At 61.3% G+C, this 18,784-nt stretch carries 19 protein-coding genes; 7 read left to right on the top strand and 12 right to left on the bottom strand.

Features of this window, described 5'->3' with window-relative positions; translation table 11 throughout:
• Positions 1 to 59 precede the first annotated feature (59 nt).
• The gene (gene ppk2, locus QX034_RS10545) at positions 60 to 848 is read right to left on the bottom strand and encodes a polyphosphate kinase 2 (RefSeq protein ID WP_315702632.1); all 789 of its coding nucleotides are present in this window, start codon (positions 846 to 848) and stop codon (positions 60 to 62) included.
• A gap of 337 nt (positions 849 to 1,185) precedes the next feature.
• On the opposite strand from ppk2, the gene QX034_RS10540 reads away from it, so the two are divergent.
• Positions 1,186 to 2,049, top strand: a complete 864-nt coding sequence (locus QX034_RS10540) for a transglutaminase family protein (protein ID WP_315702633.1) — start codon at positions 1,186 to 1,188, stop codon at positions 2,047 to 2,049.
• Between the two features lie 179 nt (positions 2,050 to 2,228).
• On the opposite strand, the gene QX034_RS10535 is transcribed toward QX034_RS10540, so the two are convergent.
• Complete coding sequence (locus QX034_RS10535; protein ID WP_315702634.1) at positions 2,229 to 2,411, bottom strand: hypothetical protein; 183 nt, start codon at positions 2,409 to 2,411, stop codon at positions 2,229 to 2,231.
• 566 nt (positions 2,412 to 2,977) lie between these two features.
• On the opposite strand from QX034_RS10535, the gene QX034_RS10530 reads away from it, so the two are divergent.
• Entirely contained in the window at positions 2,978 to 3,754 is a 777-nt protein-coding gene (locus QX034_RS10530; RefSeq protein WP_315702635.1) for a sensor histidine kinase, read from the top strand.
• 194 nt (positions 3,755 to 3,948) lie between these two features.
• Here QX034_RS10530 and QX034_RS10525 read toward each other — a convergent pair whose 3' ends face one another.
• From QX034_RS10525 to QX034_RS10500, 6 genes are all read right to left on the bottom strand, one after another.
• On the bottom strand, positions 3,949 to 4,197 hold the full coding sequence (locus QX034_RS10525; protein ID WP_315702636.1) for a hypothetical protein: 249 nt from the start codon (positions 4,195 to 4,197) through the stop codon (positions 3,949 to 3,951).
• Positions 4,198 to 5,241: 1,044 nt separating this feature from the next.
• A complete protein-coding gene (locus QX034_RS10520; protein WP_315702637.1) occupies positions 5,242 to 5,760 on the bottom strand; it encodes a hypothetical protein in 519 nt (172 codons plus the stop codon).
• Positions 5,761 to 6,008: 248 nt separating this feature from the next.
• A complete protein-coding gene (locus QX034_RS10515) occupies positions 6,009 to 7,046 on the bottom strand; it encodes a fatty acid desaturase (RefSeq protein WP_315702638.1) in 1,038 nt (345 codons plus the stop codon).
• Between the two features lie 371 nt (positions 7,047 to 7,417).
• Positions 7,418 to 8,194: a sensor histidine kinase gene (locus QX034_RS10510; protein ID WP_315703161.1), complete on the bottom strand. Its 777-nt coding sequence runs from the start codon at positions 8,192 to 8,194 to the stop codon at positions 7,418 to 7,420.
• Between the two features lie 98 nt (positions 8,195 to 8,292).
• The gene (locus QX034_RS10505; RefSeq protein ID WP_315703162.1) at positions 8,293 to 8,676 is read right to left on the bottom strand and encodes a response regulator; all 384 of its coding nucleotides are present in this window, start codon (positions 8,674 to 8,676) and stop codon (positions 8,293 to 8,295) included.
• Between the two features lie 160 nt (positions 8,677 to 8,836).
• The gene (locus tag QX034_RS10500; RefSeq protein WP_315702639.1) at positions 8,837 to 9,037 is read right to left on the bottom strand and encodes a hypothetical protein; all 201 of its coding nucleotides are present in this window, start codon (positions 9,035 to 9,037) and stop codon (positions 8,837 to 8,839) included.
• A 378-nt stretch (positions 9,038 to 9,415) separates the two neighbouring features.
• Between QX034_RS10500 and QX034_RS10495 the strand changes: the two genes are divergently transcribed.
• Positions 9,416 to 9,676: a DUF1488 domain-containing protein gene (locus QX034_RS10495; protein ID WP_315702640.1), complete on the top strand. Its 261-nt coding sequence runs from the start codon at positions 9,416 to 9,418 to the stop codon at positions 9,674 to 9,676.
• A 280-nt stretch (positions 9,677 to 9,956) separates the two neighbouring features.
• Here QX034_RS10495 and QX034_RS10490 read toward each other — a convergent pair whose 3' ends face one another.
• Entirely contained in the window at positions 9,957 to 10,271 is a 315-nt protein-coding gene (locus QX034_RS10490) for a hypothetical protein (RefSeq protein WP_315702641.1), read from the bottom strand.
• Positions 10,272 to 10,680: 409 nt separating this feature from the next.
• Positions 10,681 to 11,724, bottom strand: coding sequence for an SDR family NAD(P)-dependent oxidoreductase (locus QX034_RS10485; protein ID WP_316185478.1), 1,044 nt, complete (start codon positions 11,722 to 11,724; stop codon positions 10,681 to 10,683).
• 218 nt (positions 11,725 to 11,942) lie between these two features.
• Here QX034_RS10485 and QX034_RS10480 point away from each other — a divergent pair, with 218 nt between their 5' ends.
• From QX034_RS10480 to QX034_RS10465, 4 genes are all read left to right on the top strand, one after another.
• Positions 11,943 to 13,145, top strand: coding sequence for an MFS transporter (locus QX034_RS10480; protein ID WP_315702643.1), 1,203 nt, complete (start codon positions 11,943 to 11,945; stop codon positions 13,143 to 13,145).
• Positions 13,146 to 13,318: 173 nt separating this feature from the next.
• Positions 13,319 to 13,966 (top strand): flavin reductase family protein, encoded by a 648-nt coding sequence (locus tag QX034_RS10475; protein ID WP_315702644.1) that lies wholly within the window; start codon positions 13,319 to 13,321, stop codon positions 13,964 to 13,966.
• A gap of 138 nt (positions 13,967 to 14,104) precedes the next feature.
• Positions 14,105 to 14,923 (top strand): CPBP family intramembrane glutamic endopeptidase, encoded by an 819-nt coding sequence (locus tag QX034_RS10470; RefSeq protein ID WP_315702645.1) that lies wholly within the window; start codon positions 14,105 to 14,107, stop codon positions 14,921 to 14,923.
• A 926-nt stretch (positions 14,924 to 15,849) separates the two neighbouring features.
• Positions 15,850 to 17,547: a methyl-accepting chemotaxis protein gene (locus QX034_RS10465; protein ID WP_315702646.1), complete on the top strand. Its 1,698-nt coding sequence runs from the start codon at positions 15,850 to 15,852 to the stop codon at positions 17,545 to 17,547.
• A gap of 51 nt (positions 17,548 to 17,598) precedes the next feature.
• On the opposite strand, the gene QX034_RS10460 is transcribed toward QX034_RS10465, so the two are convergent.
• Both QX034_RS10460 and QX034_RS10455 read right to left on the bottom strand, forming a co-directional pair.
• Positions 17,599 to 18,075, bottom strand: a complete 477-nt coding sequence (locus QX034_RS10460) for a hypothetical protein (protein WP_315702647.1) — start codon at positions 18,073 to 18,075, stop codon at positions 17,599 to 17,601.
• A 245-nt stretch (positions 18,076 to 18,320) separates the two neighbouring features.
• Positions 18,321 to 18,782 (bottom strand): NUDIX domain-containing protein, encoded by a 462-nt coding sequence (locus QX034_RS10455; protein WP_315702648.1) that lies wholly within the window; start codon positions 18,780 to 18,782, stop codon positions 18,321 to 18,323.
• Positions 18,783 to 18,784: the final 2 nt, after the last annotated feature.

The following is an 18,784-nucleotide window of genomic DNA, read 5'->3' as shown; positions in this document are numbered from 1 at the left end:
ATGCAGGCGACACGATCTCGCTCGATGCAAACTGAGGCATCAAGGCAAGCCACGCCACCTTAAGCCTCGATCAGGCCACGCTCATAACAGGCTTTGTCGTAGGGAAAAACGACCGCCGGATCCGGCCTGTGGAGGCGACGGTGCTTTCCCGGATAATTCAGCCGCCACAGCATATCGCGAATAACATTAAGTCGCGCATGTTCCTTGTCGCCGGCCCGGACCACGGTCCAGGGCGAGCTGACGGTGTGCGTCCGCTCCAGCATCTTGTCCCGTGCCTCGGAATAGGCTTTCCAATACTTCTGCGCCTTGGCATCGACGGGGCTCATCTTCCATTGCTTCAGGGGGTCTTTTTGGCGGTCGGCAAGCCGTCGCTTCTGTTCCTGTTTCGAAATATCAAGGTAGTACTTGAGCAGGGTGATACCCGAACGCTCGATCATCGCCTCGAAAGCCGGCACGGTCTCGAGGAATTCCTCGGTTTCCTTCTTGCTGCAAAACCCCATGACACGCTCGACTCCGGCCCGGTTGTACCAACTGCGATTGAACAGCACGATCTCTCCCGCCGCTGGCAAGTGCGAAACGTGACGCTGGAAGTACCATGAACACCGTTCCCGATTGCTTGGCGGCCCCAGCGCCACGACGCGGGTATCACGCGGGCTTAGATGTTCGACAATAGACTTGATCGTGCCATCCTTGCCGGCGGCATCGCGGCCTTCGACGATGACAAGGATACGCTGGCCGCGCTCAATCACGCAGCGCTGCAGCTTGACGAGCTCGATCTGCAGCCGGACCAGCAGCGCGTGATATCTGTGGCGACTCAAATGTTGCGGACGTGCTGGCCGGTTCTTCATGGTTCGTTCCTTCCTGGTCGCCTCACCATCCAGCGTCGGCGCGATGACACGAGGTGGTCCATATATTTGCAGCTCTCCGACCGGCGGTCAGGTCACGCCTGTCGGATCACGATCGCACTGCGAAGCTGATGTTGTGCTTGCACTTCGGCGGCCGTCAACATAGCCGCATGAATGAATCGCGACGTTCTTGCTCGGTGCCTCGTCCGTAAGTCCACCCAGTTTCGGCTGTCCGGACTCCGGATCGCCATTTGCGTGGCACGTTCAACTCGGCCATACTTCCCGAGAGCGCCACCGGATGAGGGGCCTGGCCCAAAGGCTGCCCCGATCGGAGCTTTCGTTGATTACCCTGAAGGTTCTTCACACGACGACCTATCGATTCAACGAAAACGTGCGCCTGCTGCCGCACCGCTTGATGCTTCGTCCGCGCGAGAGCCGCGAGCTTCGTTTGATTTCGAGCAACATCACGCTGACGCCGCCTGCGACTTTGACCTGGGCGCACGATGTGTTCGGCAATGCAATCGCGACGGCCACGTTTCAGATGACGGCCTCCAGCCTGGTGATCACCAGCGCCGCAGAGCTTCAGCTCGATGCGGTTGCATGGCCGGTGTTCGATATCGCCGTCTCGGCCATGTCTTATCCATTCCGCTATTCCGATGACGATTGGACCGATCTCGGCGCCCTGGCTCTCCCCCAGTTCTCGGATACGGCGGGGGTCCTGCGAAATTGGGCACAAATGTTCGTTCGAGGGAGTCGGACTGATACGCTATCACTGCTGAAGGACCTCAGCGTCGGCGTTTCTGAAGCTGTGCAGTACCAGAGCCGCGAGGAGGAGGGCACCCAAACGCCGGTAGAATCCCTAAATCGTGGCTGGGGGTCATGCCGGGATCTCGCGGTGCTGTTCACCGAAGCAGCACGCATGCTCGGGTTCGGAGCCAGAATCGTCTCCGGCTACCTTTACAATCCGGAACAGGACAACGTCGGATCGAGCGGCGCGGGATCAACCCATGCGTGGGCGGAGGTCTTCGTACCGGGAGCCGGCTGGATCACATTCGACCCGACGAATCGTAGCCTCGGCGGCTTCAACTTGATCCCGGTCGCGGTCGCGCGCGACATCCGGCAGACGATCCCAGTGTCCGGCAGCTTCGTCGGCAGCATCGGCGCTTTCGCCGGGACGTCTGTAGAAGTTCTTGTCACATCTTAGATCGACGGGCTTTCAGCGGCCTTTCTGGTCAACCGTTCGGCTTCAAGGCGGTCGCGCTCATGAAGGACGGTCGCTGTCGAGCCTGGACTTTTCTGACGCGCCTCGCGCCCCGCAGCCTAGGCGATGGCCACGGGTGCCGCATACGTCACGCGGTAGATCGGCGGTAAATTGCGGGCCGGCTATAACCAATTGATTCCCGCCAAAGGCAACAGCCGTTGAAGGATCGCGGCCAGGCAGATCAGCACCACCAGCAATTTGAGAAGACCTGCCAGCCTGGATTCATTGACGAACTTGTCGATGGCCCAGAAACAAATTGCCCCGACAACGCAAATGATCAGGATCCCGATTATGAGTGAAAGCATGGAAGCCCCCGTGCGGCCGTGGCAGCGACGCGCGCGCCACCGCGGACCAAAAGAAAGATCGGCACTCGCTCGTGCGCAGGACACTGCTTCGCGAACGTCTCCGATCGTCGAAACTGAGTTTGTCCAATTGATACTCGCTCACGTTGCGCTAAATCAATTGACGCAATCTTTCCTGGATCATTCTTACGCATCGTTTCCGAAGACGCCGGCTGCACCGAAGGCGGCCGCGCTACCCGAAAATGTTTCGGAGATGCCGTGATGAACAGATCGTCCAAGACGATGCCTCTGCGCTCGTTGTTGCCACCACGCGGTGGCTCGTCGGGCTTGGCGCGTCGGCTATAGCGGCGGTACGGCATCGGAATTGGTGCAGGCATCGCTGGCGCGCTGATCGGCGGGCGGCTGAAAAAAGCGCGTTTCGGGCGAAATACGGGACGCAACAGCATCAGGGCTCGCAAGGCCGGGCGCCGGATGAAATTGACTTGCATCAATTCGACGTTCTTGCAAGGCTCTAAATTCACCTTGTGGTTGAGTGCAATGAGAAGATCCGCTCATTGGGAGCCGATGTCGTGAATAATGAGCGTCCGTCAGGCGATCCCGATCTACCTCCGGGGGTGATTATTCAGCGCTCGGATCAACATGTGCCCCGTGCGGAGTCGACGGGCGACCGGCTTGTGGCGGTTCAATTGCGAAGGGCGCTTGCGAAAGCCGAGGCGCGACTTCTTCAACAGGACGAGTTGATTCACAGACAAGAACTGCTGAAAGCGGAATCCGATCATCGCCTGTTGAACGATCTCCAGATGATCATCAGCCTTCTTGCGCTGCAGAGCCGCAATACGACCAATCCCGAAGCGGCCTCACAATTGGCCGCGGCGGCTAATCGCGTTTCCATGATTGCTCGTATCCACCATCGCCTAAATTCCTACGATGGTGTGAGAACAATCGAGTTCAAGAAATTCCTTCAGGATCTTGGACGCGAATTTTCTGCGATGTCGTCGTCGGACGCCTCCCTGGGAAAAATCCGCGTCGAAGGTAGTGAGATCAATTTGCCTGCCTTCACCGCTATTCCGCTTGGCTTTATCGCCAACGAGTTGATCACGAACGGGGCAAAGTATGGCAAAGGCCGGATCGCCATCAAGTTGGAGCCGGATCCGAAATATGGCTATGCGCTGTCGGTTTCCAATGATGGCCCGGCTTTGCCCGAGGGGTTCGACCCCGCCGCCGGCGAAGGGCTGGGAATGAAGATAGTTCGATCCTTTACCGACCAGATCCGCGGTGAGCTACGGATCGGTCGCGGCGCGGATGGTCAGGGCGCGCGATTTACCGTGCTGTTTTCAAGCGGCTGAGCATTGGAAGAGACCCCTTTGGACAAAGACCGCGCCATCGGATCGGCGAAGCAAATCAAAGGCACTGTCCAAGCAGGGTGACGGGGCTCGGCAAGATCTCCCCTAAGTGCGCCAGTTGTCCGTCAGCCGTCTTTGAATTCGGTTTGATTTCAATCGAACCATCTCGACAACCGGAGAGCTTCTGGCCCCGGCTGCTATCGCCGGCGGCCGATGGCAACTCCCAGCAGGAAGGCGACTAACAGCGAACCCAAAGGGGCTTCGCGCGCGATATTGCTCAAGATGCTCAGCGGCATCCCTGGCTTTCGGCCCGCTTCTATCGCGCCGGCAACCCGATGGGCTGTCTCCTTCAGAGCTTCAGAGACTTCCGCGATGGAGGATTTCGGCTCTTGAGCAGGATCCAAGCCTTCGTGGGGGAAAGGGGCCAGCGGCACATCATCACTCATGATCCAATCTCCAAACCCGTTGTCGAAGCGTGAACTGCCCGGATATATCCCATAAGCTATCGCGCCCGCCGCGGCGGCCGCGTCAGCCGTTGCGCCAAAGCAAGGCCGAGACGACGGTGCTCTCGACCTTACCGGCGAACTTCTTCGCCGAGCCGCCGATCCGATGGTTCTCCACGCGAACACTCCCTCAGATGAGGTCTTGGAGAGCTAACTGGCCAGATCAGGCGACGTTCCTGCGCGCACCGAAGGCCAGCCGTCAAATGTGGTGTGATTCAAGCTGTCACCATTCCACCCGCGCCGCTCGACCGGGCTGACGAGGATGGGCATCTGAAGACCATTGCGATGCACGGGGGCCAATCCTCGCACGGCTCAGTACCGTCTGGATCTTGAGGGAAATCAGGAGATGGCAGCGGCTACCGGTACTTATTTACTGGTCTGGCAATCACCGGCGGAAAGCGCCGGTCCGGCCGTTACCCAACGCCAACCAGGCATTATGTGACGCGGTGGGCTGTACTCTCGCTGCCGCCCCAATCCATTAAATATTCGCTAATGAGCAGAAAAGAACAGCGCCGTGACAGCGATGATTTCTAGACTGATGCCATCACCGTCCCATCAAGGCATCGACCGGTGACTGGGAGCTCTGTACCGCTCCCGCCTGAGTTTAGGTGAGCATCATGCCTTCCTTGGCAGTCCTGTTCGACGCAAGCCGCATGGCAATTCAGCCCCACACCTGCCCTCAATGCCTGGGTCCAATGGTCCTGATGGACATAAGACCCTCTCAGATCGGATTCGAGATCCGCACGTTTCGGGGCATCGATTGCGATCACGTCGATAAGTTCGTCAGCGAAACCAACTCGATGAAGTGGATCAATTCCGGGCTGCGAGCGCCGGTTTAGATCTCAGCATGCCCTTTGGACAGCCGCCTTCCACTTCGTTTCAGCCTTTCAGGTGCGGGCCGATCGTCTCCGGTCGCGCGACCACCATCGAGGTCGCGATAGGCTTTCACGTATCTGGCGGCGCATTTTCTCAGCCATGCGCCGACGTTCAGCGCGATCGCCAAGAAAGACCCTTTTCCTTCTGCGAAGCGTTGAATTCGAGGACGTATCTTCGAATGGCCTGCTTGGCGTTGAAGCGCCAACGGCGCACGAGCTGCCATGCCTGCTGAGACACGACCCAGTCCTGGGCTTGACGAAACATGTGGTAGCACCAGGCAAATGCAGGAATCGACATAAGCTTATCGCGGCTGATGCTGAATAGACGCTCAACAAGCAAGAGCTTGAGTAGCTCGCCTACGATGAGGGCCATAAGCCCGGCAACGACGTGACCTGTCGCCGTCAGGTAGGCGGCAACAGGCTTCACAGGTTCAAGCAAAATGACCGGTAAGATGAACAGCGCCAGAGTAGGATATGGGCGAAGCGACACGATCCATGCGCGTAGGCTCTCGAAAGCCCGGCAGTCCGCCAGCCAGCGAAAGACAGGTTTCAAGAGCGTGAAAAAGACCGCGTCCACCAGGAAGTAGATGGCGGCGATCAGAAACACAAAGGGTTTGAATATGCGGCCCAAGCTGGTTCTCCAGCGAACCAAGGCGCGAACCTATCAATGGTTCACGAAATAAAGCGACGAATTATAGGGGCCGCAATGGAACCTCTGCTCGGCGCCCAGGCGGGGGCGGCCATACTGGGCGCCAACGCCATATACGCTAAGCTGATTAATGTGCACAGACGCCAGCCGGGTCGGCGATGGACCCGCTCTGTGTGATGCAAACGCTGCATCAATCCGCTCGCCGGCTCCGAGGATCTCGCGCGGGTCGGTCACGCGAATGGAGGCTCTTTCAAACTCGGCTTTTGGTGATTGCGTGCCTCACGGAAGGAAATGAGCCGCCGTCCCTTCTCGTCCCACAAGGCCCTCGGCACACATCGCAAACTCTCGAGGAGTGTGATCCGTCCCACCGCAGCGAGTTCCGGATGATCCCGGAGCACGTCCGGCAGCCGATAGCTGGGAATTCGACTGCATAGATGGTGGACGTGGTGGACGCCGATGTTCGCGGTGAACCAGCGCAAGACACGCGGCAACTGATAGTGTGAACTGCCATGGAGCGCAGCTTCGTGAAAGCGCCAGGCCTCATCACGTGACCATGAGGTGTTCTCGAACTGGTGTTGGACGTAGAACAGCCAGACACCGATCGACGCCGCCAGAACCATGATCGGCAGATGCACCAACAGGAAGGGCCCAAGGCCGACCAGCCGAATCATGCCGGCGATCAGAACCGCGATGACGACGTTCGTACCCATTGTGCTCAGCCACGGCCGCCAGCCGCTTCGCATCATCCCGATCGGCAATCGATGCCGCAAGACGAACAGATACGTGGGGCCCACGCCGAACATCACAATCGGATGCCGGTACAGACGATAAAGGATCCTCCGCCATCGAGGCTGCGCGGCAAACTCGCTCACGGTCAATGTGTCGATGTCGCCAGAGCCCCTATGATCGAGATTGCCCGAATTCGCGTGATGCCTCGCATGATTGCGCCGCCAGTAATCGTAGGGAGTTAGCGTAACAACGCCGATGGCTCGGCCGACCCAATCGTTCGCAAAGCAGCCGCGGAAGAACGACCCGTGGCCGCAGTCATGTTGGATCATGAAGAGACGAACGAGCAGGCCCGCCGCGGGCACTGCCAGCAGCAGACCAATCCAATGGCCGCGCACGACCCCAACGGCCATCAGGGCCCAGATGACAGAAAAGGGGCCTGCCGTGATGACCAACTCGAAAATGCCGCGCGCGTTATTGGGTTGGCGATACCGGGCAAGCCGCTGCGCCAACGCGCGGGTTTCTGGTGGGTCTTGAACCATGTCTAACTGCTTTCGGACTGGCCGCCAAAGCCGCGACGTCTTCGACGGCCGGACTGATCACGACGAACCCGGGTCCGGCACGACGTAACCTCTGACGGCCGATGCCGCGCCGATAGCGACGCACGCTATCGCCGGGCGTTGCGGCGATCGGGTCTTTTGGAACCTTGCCTGAAGAGCTCGACGCACCATTTAATATTAATCCACGTCTGGAAGTCTTGCTGAGCAAGATTGATCAGCGGCTGGTCAGGCGGCGCGCGATCTTGCTGCTTTGCCGTCCGGTCTGTCGCACACCCTTTGCCAAGGTCGCCGCAAAACAGGGACGGCCGGAGCAGGGAAGTTGGTTCCGCTCACGCGGCCGCCTTGCGCAAGGGCTATGTTGCCGGGGAACTCAGCGCAGCTATCGGCACATCGAACGTGTACGAGAATCCCGTCGGCGCATAGTTGAGTTGCACGTCGCCTCGCAACTGCGTGCCGATCGTCTCGATCAGCCGTGTTCCGAAGCTGCGCCTTGCGGGGGGCTGGACGACCGGACCGTTCTTTTCGGTCCAGGTGAGGTGCAAGCGCTGCGTCGCTTGGTCTATCGTCCAGACGATGTCGACGCGCCCCTCCGGGACCGACAGAGCGCCAAACTTCGTGGTATTGGTGCAGAGCTCGTTGAGCGTCATCGCAACGGCGATGACGGCGCCCGACGTCATCCGGATATCGGGTCCGGTGATCGAGAATTTCGACTCGTCGGGATTGTCGAAGGCTTTAATGGCGCTGCGGACCACCGTGCCGAGATCGGCGCTGGACCATTTAGCCTGCAGAAGGAGATCGTGGGCCCGGCCCAGTGCCAAAAGCCGGCCCTCGATGGCGTGCTGCGCGTGCTCGACTCCCTGCACGGTGCGTAGGCTCTGGGAGACGATTGCGGCGACGGTCGCGAGCGTGTTCTTGATGCGGTGGTGCAGTTCTTCGAGGATCAGCTTCTGCAGCTTGTCGGATGCCTCGCGCTCTCTGGCGTCGATACCGGCCTTCGCAAGCAGACTCCGCGTATTGATCTCAGCCTGCGCGAGGAGCAGCCGCAGGCTGACATTCTCTGCCGCCAGAAAGTCCTGGTGGAGTTCTGCGCCGCCTGGGCGCTTGTCTGTGCGGAGATCAACTTCAAGCATTTGCAACCGTATCACCTTGGACTGGGTACCGCACTTGATTTCGGCCGAGCGTTCGCATTGAAAGGTCTGGCGGTATCCGGCGCCAAAAATCACGAGATTCACACACGGCCGATCATGCTGCGCATCTGGGCAATGATTTGCCAGGCTTGGATTGGTTTGCCAAAAAATCTGCTGCAGGGGGGAAGGTCGATATTCGATGGGTTCAATTTCCCCGATACCAGGATGATCTTGATCGCCGGCCAGCGCTTATGCACGGTATGGGCAAGACCCAGGCCGTCCATGCTGCCGGGCAATTGAATGTCGGTGCATATGAGCGCGATGTCGGACCTGGATTCCAGGATTGCGACGGCTTCATCGGTATCCAGAGCTTCGAGCGGCGTGTAACCGGCGTCTTCCACCATGTCGACCGCACGCATGCGGAGCATCATCTCGTCCTCGACGATGAGAACGACGGCCGGACTGCGTGAAAGATCGGGCACCATCGGATGGGCATCCACTGGAAAACGAGTGTTGATCGAAACGAGCGATCGATCTGGGACAAGCATCTTGGCGCTCCTACGATCCATGCCCGGGTGCTCTTTTCCTAAATGCCCGAGCTGGCGCCTGGACGGTGGAGCAGGGGAAGAAAATAGCTCTCAACCGTCATTTGACCGGCACGCCGACCTTGCCGCAGAAATGCTCGATCATTTCTGCGGCGTTCTCCAGGATCGTAGCCTTTTTCATCGCCGCCGCGCGCTCGTCTCCCGGCGGCATCTTGCGGGCGCTATCCAGGGCGTCTGCCGCCCGGATGTTCAGCCTGCAAGCTAACGATGATTGGACGCTGAATTTGGAGATGTCTGACATCGAAACCGCCTCTAGGTCGCGGCGGGAGCACAATGCTCTCAGTCACCGATAACAGCCGAGGGGCGCGCGGTGATATTCAAGATATAGTACCGATCCGAGGAATAGCGAGGCCGGGCGCGACCATTTGCTGTGACAGGATCGGGCGGGGTTGTAATCCGCTTTCACCATAGCCAGTTGAAGGTAGGTGCAACCGGACCGATTCACGTCCCTCCCCTGGCACCAAGCTTTGGCGACTGCACATCTTGTCAGCGTATCGACCGGCTGCACGCGAGTGCGTCGGAGACAGGATCGGCTATCGCCATCGAATATGCCGCGACGCACATCGCGTGCAGCCGGCACGGAGGTTTCGTGCAGCGACAACCGATTGGGCCCGACCACATGATTGAATTTCCGAACCACAGCCGTTCATATGACCGCACGCGGCGTGCCGTACGATTTTGGGGGCACGACAGCGCTATCGAGGCATCGTTTTTCATAGAGGAGGATGCGCTGAAGCGAATCCAACCGGATACCGGCTACGATGAATCGGGTTTTCTGCACGCGTTCGATTCCAATCGCGACTTGATATGCGCCGCCGCTGCCAAGATGTATGTCCGCGGCAGCAGGGGCTCTTACGATCTGGTCGCGGCAAATTTTTGAACCGGTCCTGCTTCCGCGGGGCTCGACGCTGATCAGCGAAATTGCGCGACGAACGAGGAAACGACGGCCTTGTGGAGGAATTGTCCTTCTCGCGCCTGTCGCGATCGGGACCGCTTTGGTTTGCGAACGATTGCGGGGACGAACGCTCATCGCCTGGGAAAGGCGGGATAGATCACGTCCGGCGCGATTGAAGCATCCTGCCCGCGCCATCGAGGATCATTCCAAGTAAAAAAAGCCGCGGACTACTCCGCGGCGATTTTCATAAGCTATCTGTCGTCCCTCAGTAGCGGTCGGTTCCGATTCCGACGCTCACGCCGGGAGCGCTGAAGCCGACGCCGCCACGGTCTTCATAGTCGCGGCGTTCGATGTAACGCTCGCGAGGAGCATATCCGTAAGCATCACGTCCATCGCGGATGATGACGCGGCGTTCATCACGTTGGCGCCAGCAGCGACCGTCTTCATTGCAGACCATGCGAACGTTTTGAATGTTGCTGTCCGGTGCAACTGATACGTTGGCGGAAAGCGGGGCAGCTGAAGCAGCGGTCACAACAAGCGTACTTGCCGCGGCTGCCAGAGCGATTGCGAGAGCCTTCATGGCATTTTCTCCAAAAGTGATTGTGTCAGTGAGCCAATCGGCTCGCGACAGAATCGTTCCAGGGCCCGGCGGTGAATATCGTCAAACGCAGGATGCAAGCCGGGAGCAGGGCTCTAATCCGAAGACGGCTTGACGCCGATGCCGAGAAATCCTGCCCGGCAGGGCTGTGCCGCCAGCCCGTAGGTTCGTACGCGATCTGGGTCCTCAAGCCAGCCCTAACGGCAACGATGGCGTATTCATGCAACCATTCATCCGAGGCACGATTTGGCTATCGTTGGTTTGGCTTCCCGGGCGAGGCGCGCTGCGCAAATGTAGTACCCACGATAGCCGGATCGCGCCCACTCTCAAATTCAACGAAGCAGCTTGTGGGTAAGTGGCCGGCTGCCTCAGTCGTTCGATCTATATGCTGTCACGCGCTCTTCGCACTATCCCCGCCGGTCACCTCATATTCCGCGCCGGTCACCATCGCTGCCGCGTCGGAGGCGAGGAATACGGCGGCGGGTGAGATATCGTCCGGCTGCAGCCAGCCCACCTTGAGAGCCGCCGTCGGCGCACGGGCATCCCAGGCCTGCTGCGGCGTGGGGTTCTGCATCTTCTGTCCCTGCTCGCTCATCGATTCGCTGAGCCGTTTCTCGTAGCGGGTCAGCGGCGTATCGACGAGGCCGGGGATCAGCGCGTTGACGGTGATGTTGTATTCGCCGAGCTCCAGCGCCGCCGATTTCATCAGGCCGAGAATGCCCCATTTCGAGGCCGCGTAGCTCGAGCCGTCTTTGGTGCCGTGCTTGCCCTGCATCGACGACAGCACGATGATGCGCCCCTGCTTGCGCGCCACCATCTTCGGCGCGAAGGCGCGGATGGTGTTGGCGGTGCCGTTGAGATTGTTGTCGATCACGTCGAGCCAGTCGGAATCGTCCATCTCCAGCAGCGGCTTCCAGCGCTGGATCGCGGCGTCCGCGACCACGATGTCGATCTTGCCGTAGGTCTGTTCGACCTGATCGGCGGCGGCGCGAAGCGCGGCGATGTCGCGGATGTCGGCGCGGATGCTTTCGCCGCGCCTGCCATAGGCCATGATCTGCCGCACGGTCTCGGCCAGGTCCTCAGGGGTCGCCGGCGCCGCGTTGGAGGCGGTCGACACGGGTCCCGCGATGTCCAGCGCGACCACGTCGGCGCCGTTGGCCGCCATCTCCACCGCGATCGCACGGCCGATGCCGCGCGCCGCACCGGTGACGACCGCGACCTTGCCGGTGAGCACCGAGCCGCGCCCGGGCCGGATCGGCCCTGCACTTTTGTCGTCCGGCGGCTCAGGCACCGGCTGGCCACGCAGATCGCGCGGGTCGGTATCCGAGCGCTGGCCTGCCGGGGCCTGCGCCTTGGCCCGGTTCATGACGGCAAGCGCCGTCATCCTGGCCGTGCCCTTCAGCATGCCGCGGCGGAAGATGTTGTAGGCGGGCATGGTGGTGCTCCCGTGCTGATGCGAAAGGGCCTCAACCAGCCGCGGCAAGCGATGTTCCTGCCGCCTCCGTCCCTGCCGCCTCGGGCTGTCGCACTCATGCGGCACGCGCGGACGGCGTTTGCCCATCTGTGCGTTGAATGAGCCAGGCATCCGCGGCAAACGTGGTTCCGCGACCGGCGGAATGTCATTGCGCCGCTTGCGTCGATCTGGAATGCATCTTGTTCGCCGACCGTCGAATTCTCGCCGCGCTCATCGTGCTCGCCATCACCCAGCTCATCGGTTGGGGTACGCTCGGCCTTCCCGCCGTGCTCGGCCGCGAAATGGCGGCCGATCTGCACATGGATTTGACGGCGATATTTGCCAGCACGTCCGTGCTCTATCTCGCGATGGGACTGTGCTCGCCGCTGTTGGCGCGGCCGTTCGTCCATTACGGCGCCCGGCTGGTGATGATGGCGGGTACGGTGGTCGCGGCGCCCGGTTTTGTCCTGCTGTCGGCAGCGCAAGGGCCCGTCGCCTATTATGCGGCCTGGCTGCTGCTCGGCCTCGGCGGCAGCGCCACTCTGTCGACGGCCGCCTATATCGTCCTGAACGAGATCGCAGGTCAGAAGGCCAGAGGCGCGATCGGCGCGTTGATGCTGGTCACGGGCCTGTCCGGCAGCATCTTCTGGCCGACCACCGCGTATCTGGCCGGCCTGCTCGGCTGGCGCAGCACGTCTCTCGTTTACGCAGCCTTGCTGCTCGTGGTCTCGCTTCCGCTCTATGCGTTCGCGCTGCCGCGGCGGCGCAAGGAGCAGCCTGCATCGGGCGCAGGGGAGGCGACCGCAACCGCCGCGGCTGCGCCGGCGCGGAGCACGTTCTATCTGCTGGTCGCCGCGATCGGCCTCAATGCCTTCGTGGCGTTCGGCCTCAGCGCCGTGCTGATCGAGTTGCTCAAGGCGGAGGGGCTGACGGCGTCGGAGGCGATCAGCTTCGGTGCGATGCTCGGGGTGATCCAGGTCAGTGCTCGCGCGTTGGATTTCCTCGGCGGCGGCCGCTGGGACGGTATCACCACCGCTCTGGTGGCCGGGCTCGCGCTGCCGGTGGCGATGCTGCTCCTGATGGTCAGCGGCGGCTCCTATCTTGCTGCCGCGACGTTCATCCTGCTCTATGGTCTTGGCAGCGGTGCGCTGGCGGTGGCGCGGGCCACCATGCCGCTGGTGTTCTACGACAAGGCCGAGTTCGCCAAGGCCAGCGCGCGCATCGCCCTGCCGCTCAACCTGCTCTCCGCCATATCCGCGCCGATCCTGGTCGGGTTGCTTACGCGCCATGGCAGCAACGCGCTGCTTGCGCTGGTGCTCGCCTGTTCCTGCGCCTTGCTCGGGATTCTGCTGTTGTTGCGGCGGCGGCGACCGGGCCGCAGCGCTGATGCCGTCATGACGTGATTGCGCACTGGCCCTGACGGCGGCGGAATGCGTGTGGGCCGGCCTCCCCGGCATCTGCCTGCGCTCCCCTCCCGCGCGCCGTGACCACACAGCGATACTTCGGTCCATATCGAAGCCTGAATGCGTCGAGCTCGGCTATCTCGTCTCCCGCCAACCACAATGGGAGATATGTCGTGACCGCCTCGACCGTTGCAGATCTGCAGAATGAGCACCTGTCGATCTCGCCCTCCGTGCTCTATTTCGGAACGCCCGTCGTTCTGGTCGTCACTCGCAACGAGGACGGCTCGCCCAATATCACGCCGATGTCGTCGGCCTGGGCGTTGGGCTCGCGCGTGGTGCTCGGCTTGTCTTCGGCAAGCCAAGGCGCCGCCAATCTGCGGCGCGAGCGCGAATGCACGCTCAATTTCGCCTCGGCGGATTTGTGGTCAAAGGTCGAGAAGATCGCGCGCGGCACGGGGAAAGACCCGGTGCCTGCCTTCAAGCAGGCCATGGGCTTCGGCTACATGGCCGACAAGTTCGACGCGGGTGGATTCACGCAGGTCCCGTCGCAGCGGCTACGAACGCCGCGTATCGCAGAATGTCCGTTGCAGTTCGAAGCCAGTCTCGTCGCGATCCATGGCGAGGAGGCCGACCCGAGCCCGGCGTCGCAGAGGGCCTTGATCATCGAATGCGAGGTTGTGCGCGTCCACGCCCATCATCGCATCGTGGTGCCGGGCACGAACCACATCGATACGCGGCGATGGAATCCGCTGTACTACGTGTTTCGCCACTACTTCGGCGATGCGCGCGATCTGGGCCGCAATTTCAGGGCGGAGGCCTGAGCAGGCAGGGGACGACGATCCCGAGTGCCCTTGAACAGGCATGACCCCAGCGTGCATGATTGCATGACCATGCGCCGTACACGTGGAGGCGGATGCTGCGCCAGCGCGACGCCCGCATGATTCCTCGGAGCTGTCTGGATGCAGGAAATACTCCCTAGACGTTTCGCCGGCCTCGGGCCGTTCTTCGTCCTGGTGTTTTGCTGGAGCTGGGCTTTCTGGATACCGGCCGCGGCATCGGGCGTCAGTGTGCAGACGAACTTGGGTCGGCTGCTTCTCATGCTGGGGTTGCTCGGGCCGACGCTGGGCGGCATCGGATTCACATATTTTACCCAAACTGACGCCGATTGGCATGACTACTGGGCGCGCGTGTTCGACGTCGGCCGCATCCCGGCGAGATGGTATGTGACAATTCTTCTGTTTGCGCCGTTGCTGTTTACGATCGCCGTGCTGCTGGATCTTGCCTCCGGCGGCAGCGATGCCATCGCGCAAATCAGCAAAGCATCGACATCGCTTTTATCCGCCCCGTCGACGATCGTTCCTTTCTTGCTTGTCACGCTGATCAACGGTCCGATCCCCGAGGAGTTGGGATGGCGCGGATATGCCCTGGACCAGCTGCAGACACGCTGGAACGCCTTGGCGGCGAGTATCATTCTCGGCGTGGTCTGGACGATATGGCATCTTCCGCTGTTTTATTTCGAAGGCATGAAACACGACGTCGGCATACAGTCGCAGTGGTTTTGGCTTTTCGTCCTGCAGACGATACCGGTCACGGTCATATTCACGTGGATCTTCAACAATACGTCTCGTAGTACGCTGGGCGCGATCCTTTTTCATTTCATGGCGAATCTGACGGCCGAATTGGCCAACAAGACGGATCGGACGAACCTTTATGCGACGGTATTGTGGATTGTTGCAGCTGTCGCAGTGGTGTCGTTCAGTGCGCCGGCACGCCGATAAAAATCATCCATGCCGTCGAGCGATCGACCCGGCTGCGTCGTCGCGCGAACCGCCTCGATAGCTCGCTGACGGCTGGCGCGTCTGGGATACGGGTCCGGCTACGGTGGGGAGCGGACTGCCTGGCGGGCAAATCACTTGTGCGATTTGCCGGTCGAGCGGGGGTCTCGAAGTCCGAAAAGCAGATCGAATTCACGTTCTCGAAAAACCGATTTCGCGAGGTCTTTCAAATCGGTCGCCTCGTCCGGTCGGCATTGCGAGAATATTCCTATTTCGTTTTTGCAGAATTCGTGCTTCCATAGTCTTGTCCGGCCTCGATCAAGAGGGACGTATCGCGATCGTCACGAAACGTTGGAGGCGGGATGCGATGGCCGCGCTGCTGCCGCAGCACGCTCCTTGCGTGCGGACGAACGGTAGTGCGCGGACGTGAAGTCGCAGCGTCCCGATACCCCGACGCTGGTATCACCGCGCAACGCGCGTAACGCGTTGTCGCACACGCGACGAGGCTTCGCCTCGCGCGGAGGTGGCCAACAAGCCCGGCGCACCAGGGAGACTGCGTATAAGCGTGAAAACCGTCGCGCAGGGAGGGCCGGGTCGTCCGGCTGGACCTGTGGTACCTGCCGCCTGCATTTTTTTTCGCAGGCGGGCCACGGGCCTCAGTCGAGGCCCGGCCTTCCCTGCACCCTCTGCTATCGAGAGGGGCAAAAGATGAGCAAGACTCGGGCGTTGATCGCGTCGCGAGATGAGTTGCGCTTGCGCCGAACGGCTCGTGTAACGAATCGGTGTGTGCGGCAAAGTCTTCGGTGCACTCGCTGCACCGAACTACGACGGATTTTAATAATCAAACCTCCGGTAGCTACGTATAGCAATCTATTAAGTTGAAGTTGATACGGTCGCGGCCTGCACGACATGGGAAGCTGGACAAGATAATGCGACACCTCACCATCTATCAGCGCCTTGCGACCATTATTGCGGTCCTTTCAATTGCCCTCTTTGCCGTTTCCGCCATGCAGATCCTGCTGCTCCGCGATTCCGTGCTGGAGGAGCGGCGGACCATGGTGCGCAATCTCGTGGACTCCGCGGCCAAGGTTTTGAGTTACTATGATACCGAAGCCAAGTCGGGCCGGATGGAACCGGATCGCGCGCGCCAGTTGGCCTTCGCAGCGATCGGCGCCATGCGCTGGGGACAATATGCCGATTATCTTGGCGTCTACGGCACCGGCCCGTCCGACGCCGGCGTGACCTATGTTCACGCCAATCCGAAATACATCAACGTCAATCGCTGGGACTTCAAGGATAACACCGGCAAGCTCCTGATTCAGGACATCGTGCGCACCGCACGCGCCGGCGGCGGCTTCGTCGAATATATGGCACCGCGCTCCGGCGGCGGCGGCGAACTGCCCAAGCTTTCCTATGTCGGCGCCTACGGCAGCGGCGACAAGATGCTGGCGCTGCAGGCCGGCGTCTACATCAACGACGTCGATGCGGTCGTCTATGAACGCGCGCTGTGGGCCGGGCTCGGCGGCTTGGCCGGGTTGGTGATTGCCGGCATCATCGCCTTCTGGCTGGGACGCGGCATCGTCGGCCCGCTCGATACGACCTGTGAGGTGATGGACGAACTCTGCAAAGGCAACCTCGACTTCGAGGTTCCGTTCGTCGATCGCAAGAACGAGATCGGGCGGATGGCGCGAAGCCTGCAGGTCTTCAAGGACCATCTCGCCGAAAGCGAGCGGCTGCGTGCCCAGCAGGAACAGAGCAAGACCCAGGCTGCCGAGGAGCGGCGCGCGGTGCTGGCGCGCATCGCCGACGAGTTCGAGCGCTCGATCGGTGGCGTCATCCAGGGCACCGCAGCCGCTGCCGGCGAGTTGCAGAGCTCGGCATCCTCGATGTCGAGCATCGTCGAAGGCACCACGGCGCAGAGCGCCAACGTCGCCTCGGCTGCGGAACAGACTGCGAAGAATGTGCAGACCGTCTCGGCCTCGGCCGAGCAGCTGTCGTCATCGATCCAGGAGATCGCGCGGCAGGTCACGCAGTCTTCCACCATCGCGCAGAATGCGGTCGGCCAGGCCACCCGCACGGAATCGATGGTCGAGAAACTGGTGCACGCCACCCAGAAGATCGGCGAGGTGATGGCGCTGATCCAGACCATTGCCGGCCAGACCAACCTGCTGGCGCTGAACGCAACCATCGAATCGGCGCGCGCGGGCGAGGCCGGCAAGGGCTTCGCGGTCGTCGCCAACGAGGTCAAGGCGCTGTCGGCTCAGACCGCGAAGGCTACCGAAGAGATCACCAGCCAGATCGAGGCCATCCGCGACGCGACCGGCGCCACGGTGAATGCGATCCGGGACATCGGCGCCACGATCGGGCAGATGAACGAGATCACCGAAGCCATCGCCGCGGCGGTCGAGGAGCAGGGCGCGGCGACCAAGGAGATCGCGCGCAGCGTCCAGCAAGCCGCCGAGGGCACGCAGGGCGTCATGAAGCACATCGTCGGCGTGCGCGAGGCCTCGAGCCAGGTCGGGGCGGCGGCCGCGCAGGTGCTCAGTGCTGCCGGCCAGCTCGGGACGCAATCCGCGCAGCTGAAGAACGAGACTGGACGCTTCCTCGGCAACGTTCGCGCGGCCTAGCCGCGTTGCGTTGTTTGATACGTCAATCAGACGGAGCCGGGTGCGAGCCCGTCAGAGCGCGCTGCTGTCGGCGTTGGGATCGAGCGACGGCGCCAGCATCGTGATCGCGTTCGGCACGGTAGGCTGCTTCTGATAAAGGTAGAACGCCATCAGCGGCAGCTGTTGATTGCTCGGCAACGGCTTCAGCAGCATGTGCGCGATCAGCGCGGCTTCAGGATAGAGGCCGGCCCAGCCGGCGAAGCCCGAAGCCAGGATCTCGAGCGCGAGGATGGTGGTCGCGATCTGGACGAAACCGTCATTGGCGCGTTTGGCGCTCCGCGACATCGAGGCCTGCTTCAGCAGCTGCCGCAGCTCGCTCTGGCTCTCTATGAAAGGACCAAGGCCGGACTTCCACAACAGATCAGCCAGCGCGGCGTAGCCGTGAACGCGATGGTAGCTCTCGATCAGCGACCTGCATTGTCTGTTGAGACTGGCCGGCACGATCGTCAGATCGATGCGATCGATCTGATCTATCCTCTCGAGTTTCACTTGCAACACGATCCTGACTGCGATCGCCTGGTTCGGTCGCGACGGCCCGAAAGCCTCCGCGCAAGCGACTGCGCCGATATAGTCGCATTCGCGAGCAAAGTGAATTTCGGCGCGCGATGAAATCGGACAATGTCGCGTGACTGCGCGGAAAAGACACAGGGCAGCGCAGTGTTACTGCGTGTAGTTCGCCTTGGTTTCGCAATTCGGAACTGCCGCGCGCTGCCTGCAGCGCAATGAGTACCGTGTCACATCGTTGTCATCTCGATCAGCCGGTCCAGCAATGCAGCTTGCGCAGGATTGATGCGCTCGCGGGCCTCCGCGAGGTCGAACCACGTCGCACGATCGACTTCCGGAAAGCTCTGCATGCGGCCGCTTCGCGGCGGCCACTCCATCTCGAACTGGTTGCTGCTGATCGCAGTGGTATCGAGGTCGGTCTGGGCAGCGAAGGCCACGACGATCTTGCCGCCGCGCTGCTTGATCTCGCCGAGCGGGAGCAGCGGGACGCTGAGCTCAGTCCCGAGCTCTTCGGCGAACTCCCGCCGTGCGGCGGCCTCGGCCGGTTCATCGGCGGCATATTCGCCCTTCGGAATCGACCAGGCGCCAAGATCCTTGTAGTGCCAGAACGGCCCGCCGGGATGCACCAGGAGCACCTCGAGCGCCCCGGAGGTCATACGATAGGCAAGTACGCCCGCGCTGCGCGCCGGCATCG

The organism is Bradyrhizobium sp. SZCCHNR3119, assembly GCF_032487775.1.
GTDB lineage: Bacteria > Pseudomonadota > Alphaproteobacteria > Rhizobiales > Xanthobacteraceae > Bradyrhizobium.
Note: the sequence above shows the minus strand (reverse complement) of the source record. Positions and strands in the feature narration are given on the sequence as shown.

Coding starts and splice junctions, on each gene's coding strand:
- ppk2 (WP_315702632.1), bottom strand. CDS start 848: ATGAAGAACCGGCCAGCACGTCCGCAACATTTGAGTCGCCACAGATAT.
- QX034_RS10535 (WP_315702634.1), bottom strand. CDS start 2,411: ATGCTTTCACTCATAATCGGGATCCTGATCATTTGCGTTGTCGGGGCA.
- QX034_RS10525 (WP_315702636.1), bottom strand. CDS start 4,197: ATGAGTGATGATGTGCCGCTGGCCCCTTTCCCCCACGAAGGCTTGGAT.
- QX034_RS10515 (WP_315702638.1), bottom strand. CDS start 7,046: ATGGTTCAAGACCCACCAGAAACCCGCGCGTTGGCGCAGCGGCTTGCC.
- QX034_RS10510 (WP_315703161.1), bottom strand. CDS start 8,194: ATGCTTGAAGTTGATCTCCGCACAGACAAGCGCCCAGGCGGCGCAGAA.
- QX034_RS10505 (WP_315703162.1), bottom strand. CDS start 8,676: ATGGTGCCCGATCTTTCACGCAGTCCGGCCGTCGTTCTCATCGTCGAG.
- QX034_RS10500 (WP_315702639.1), bottom strand. CDS start 9,037: ATGTCAGACATCTCCAAATTCAGCGTCCAATCATCGTTAGCTTGCAGG.
- QX034_RS10495 (WP_315702640.1), top strand. CDS start 9,416: ATGATTGAATTTCCGAACCACAGCCGTTCATATGACCGCACGCGGCGT.
- QX034_RS10490 (WP_315702641.1), bottom strand. CDS start 10,271: ATGAAGGCTCTCGCAATCGCTCTGGCAGCCGCGGCAAGTACGCTTGTT.
- QX034_RS10485 (WP_316185478.1), bottom strand. CDS start 11,724: ATGCCCGCCTACAACATCTTCCGCCGCGGCATGCTGAAGGGCACGGCC.
- QX034_RS10470 (WP_315702645.1), top strand. CDS start 14,105: ATGCAGGAAATACTCCCTAGACGTTTCGCCGGCCTCGGGCCGTTCTTC.
- QX034_RS10465 (WP_315702646.1), top strand. CDS start 15,850: ATGCGACACCTCACCATCTATCAGCGCCTTGCGACCATTATTGCGGTC.
- QX034_RS10455 (WP_315702648.1), bottom strand. CDS start 18,782: ATGCCGGCGCGCAGCGCGGGCGTACTTGCCTATCGTATGACCTCCGGG.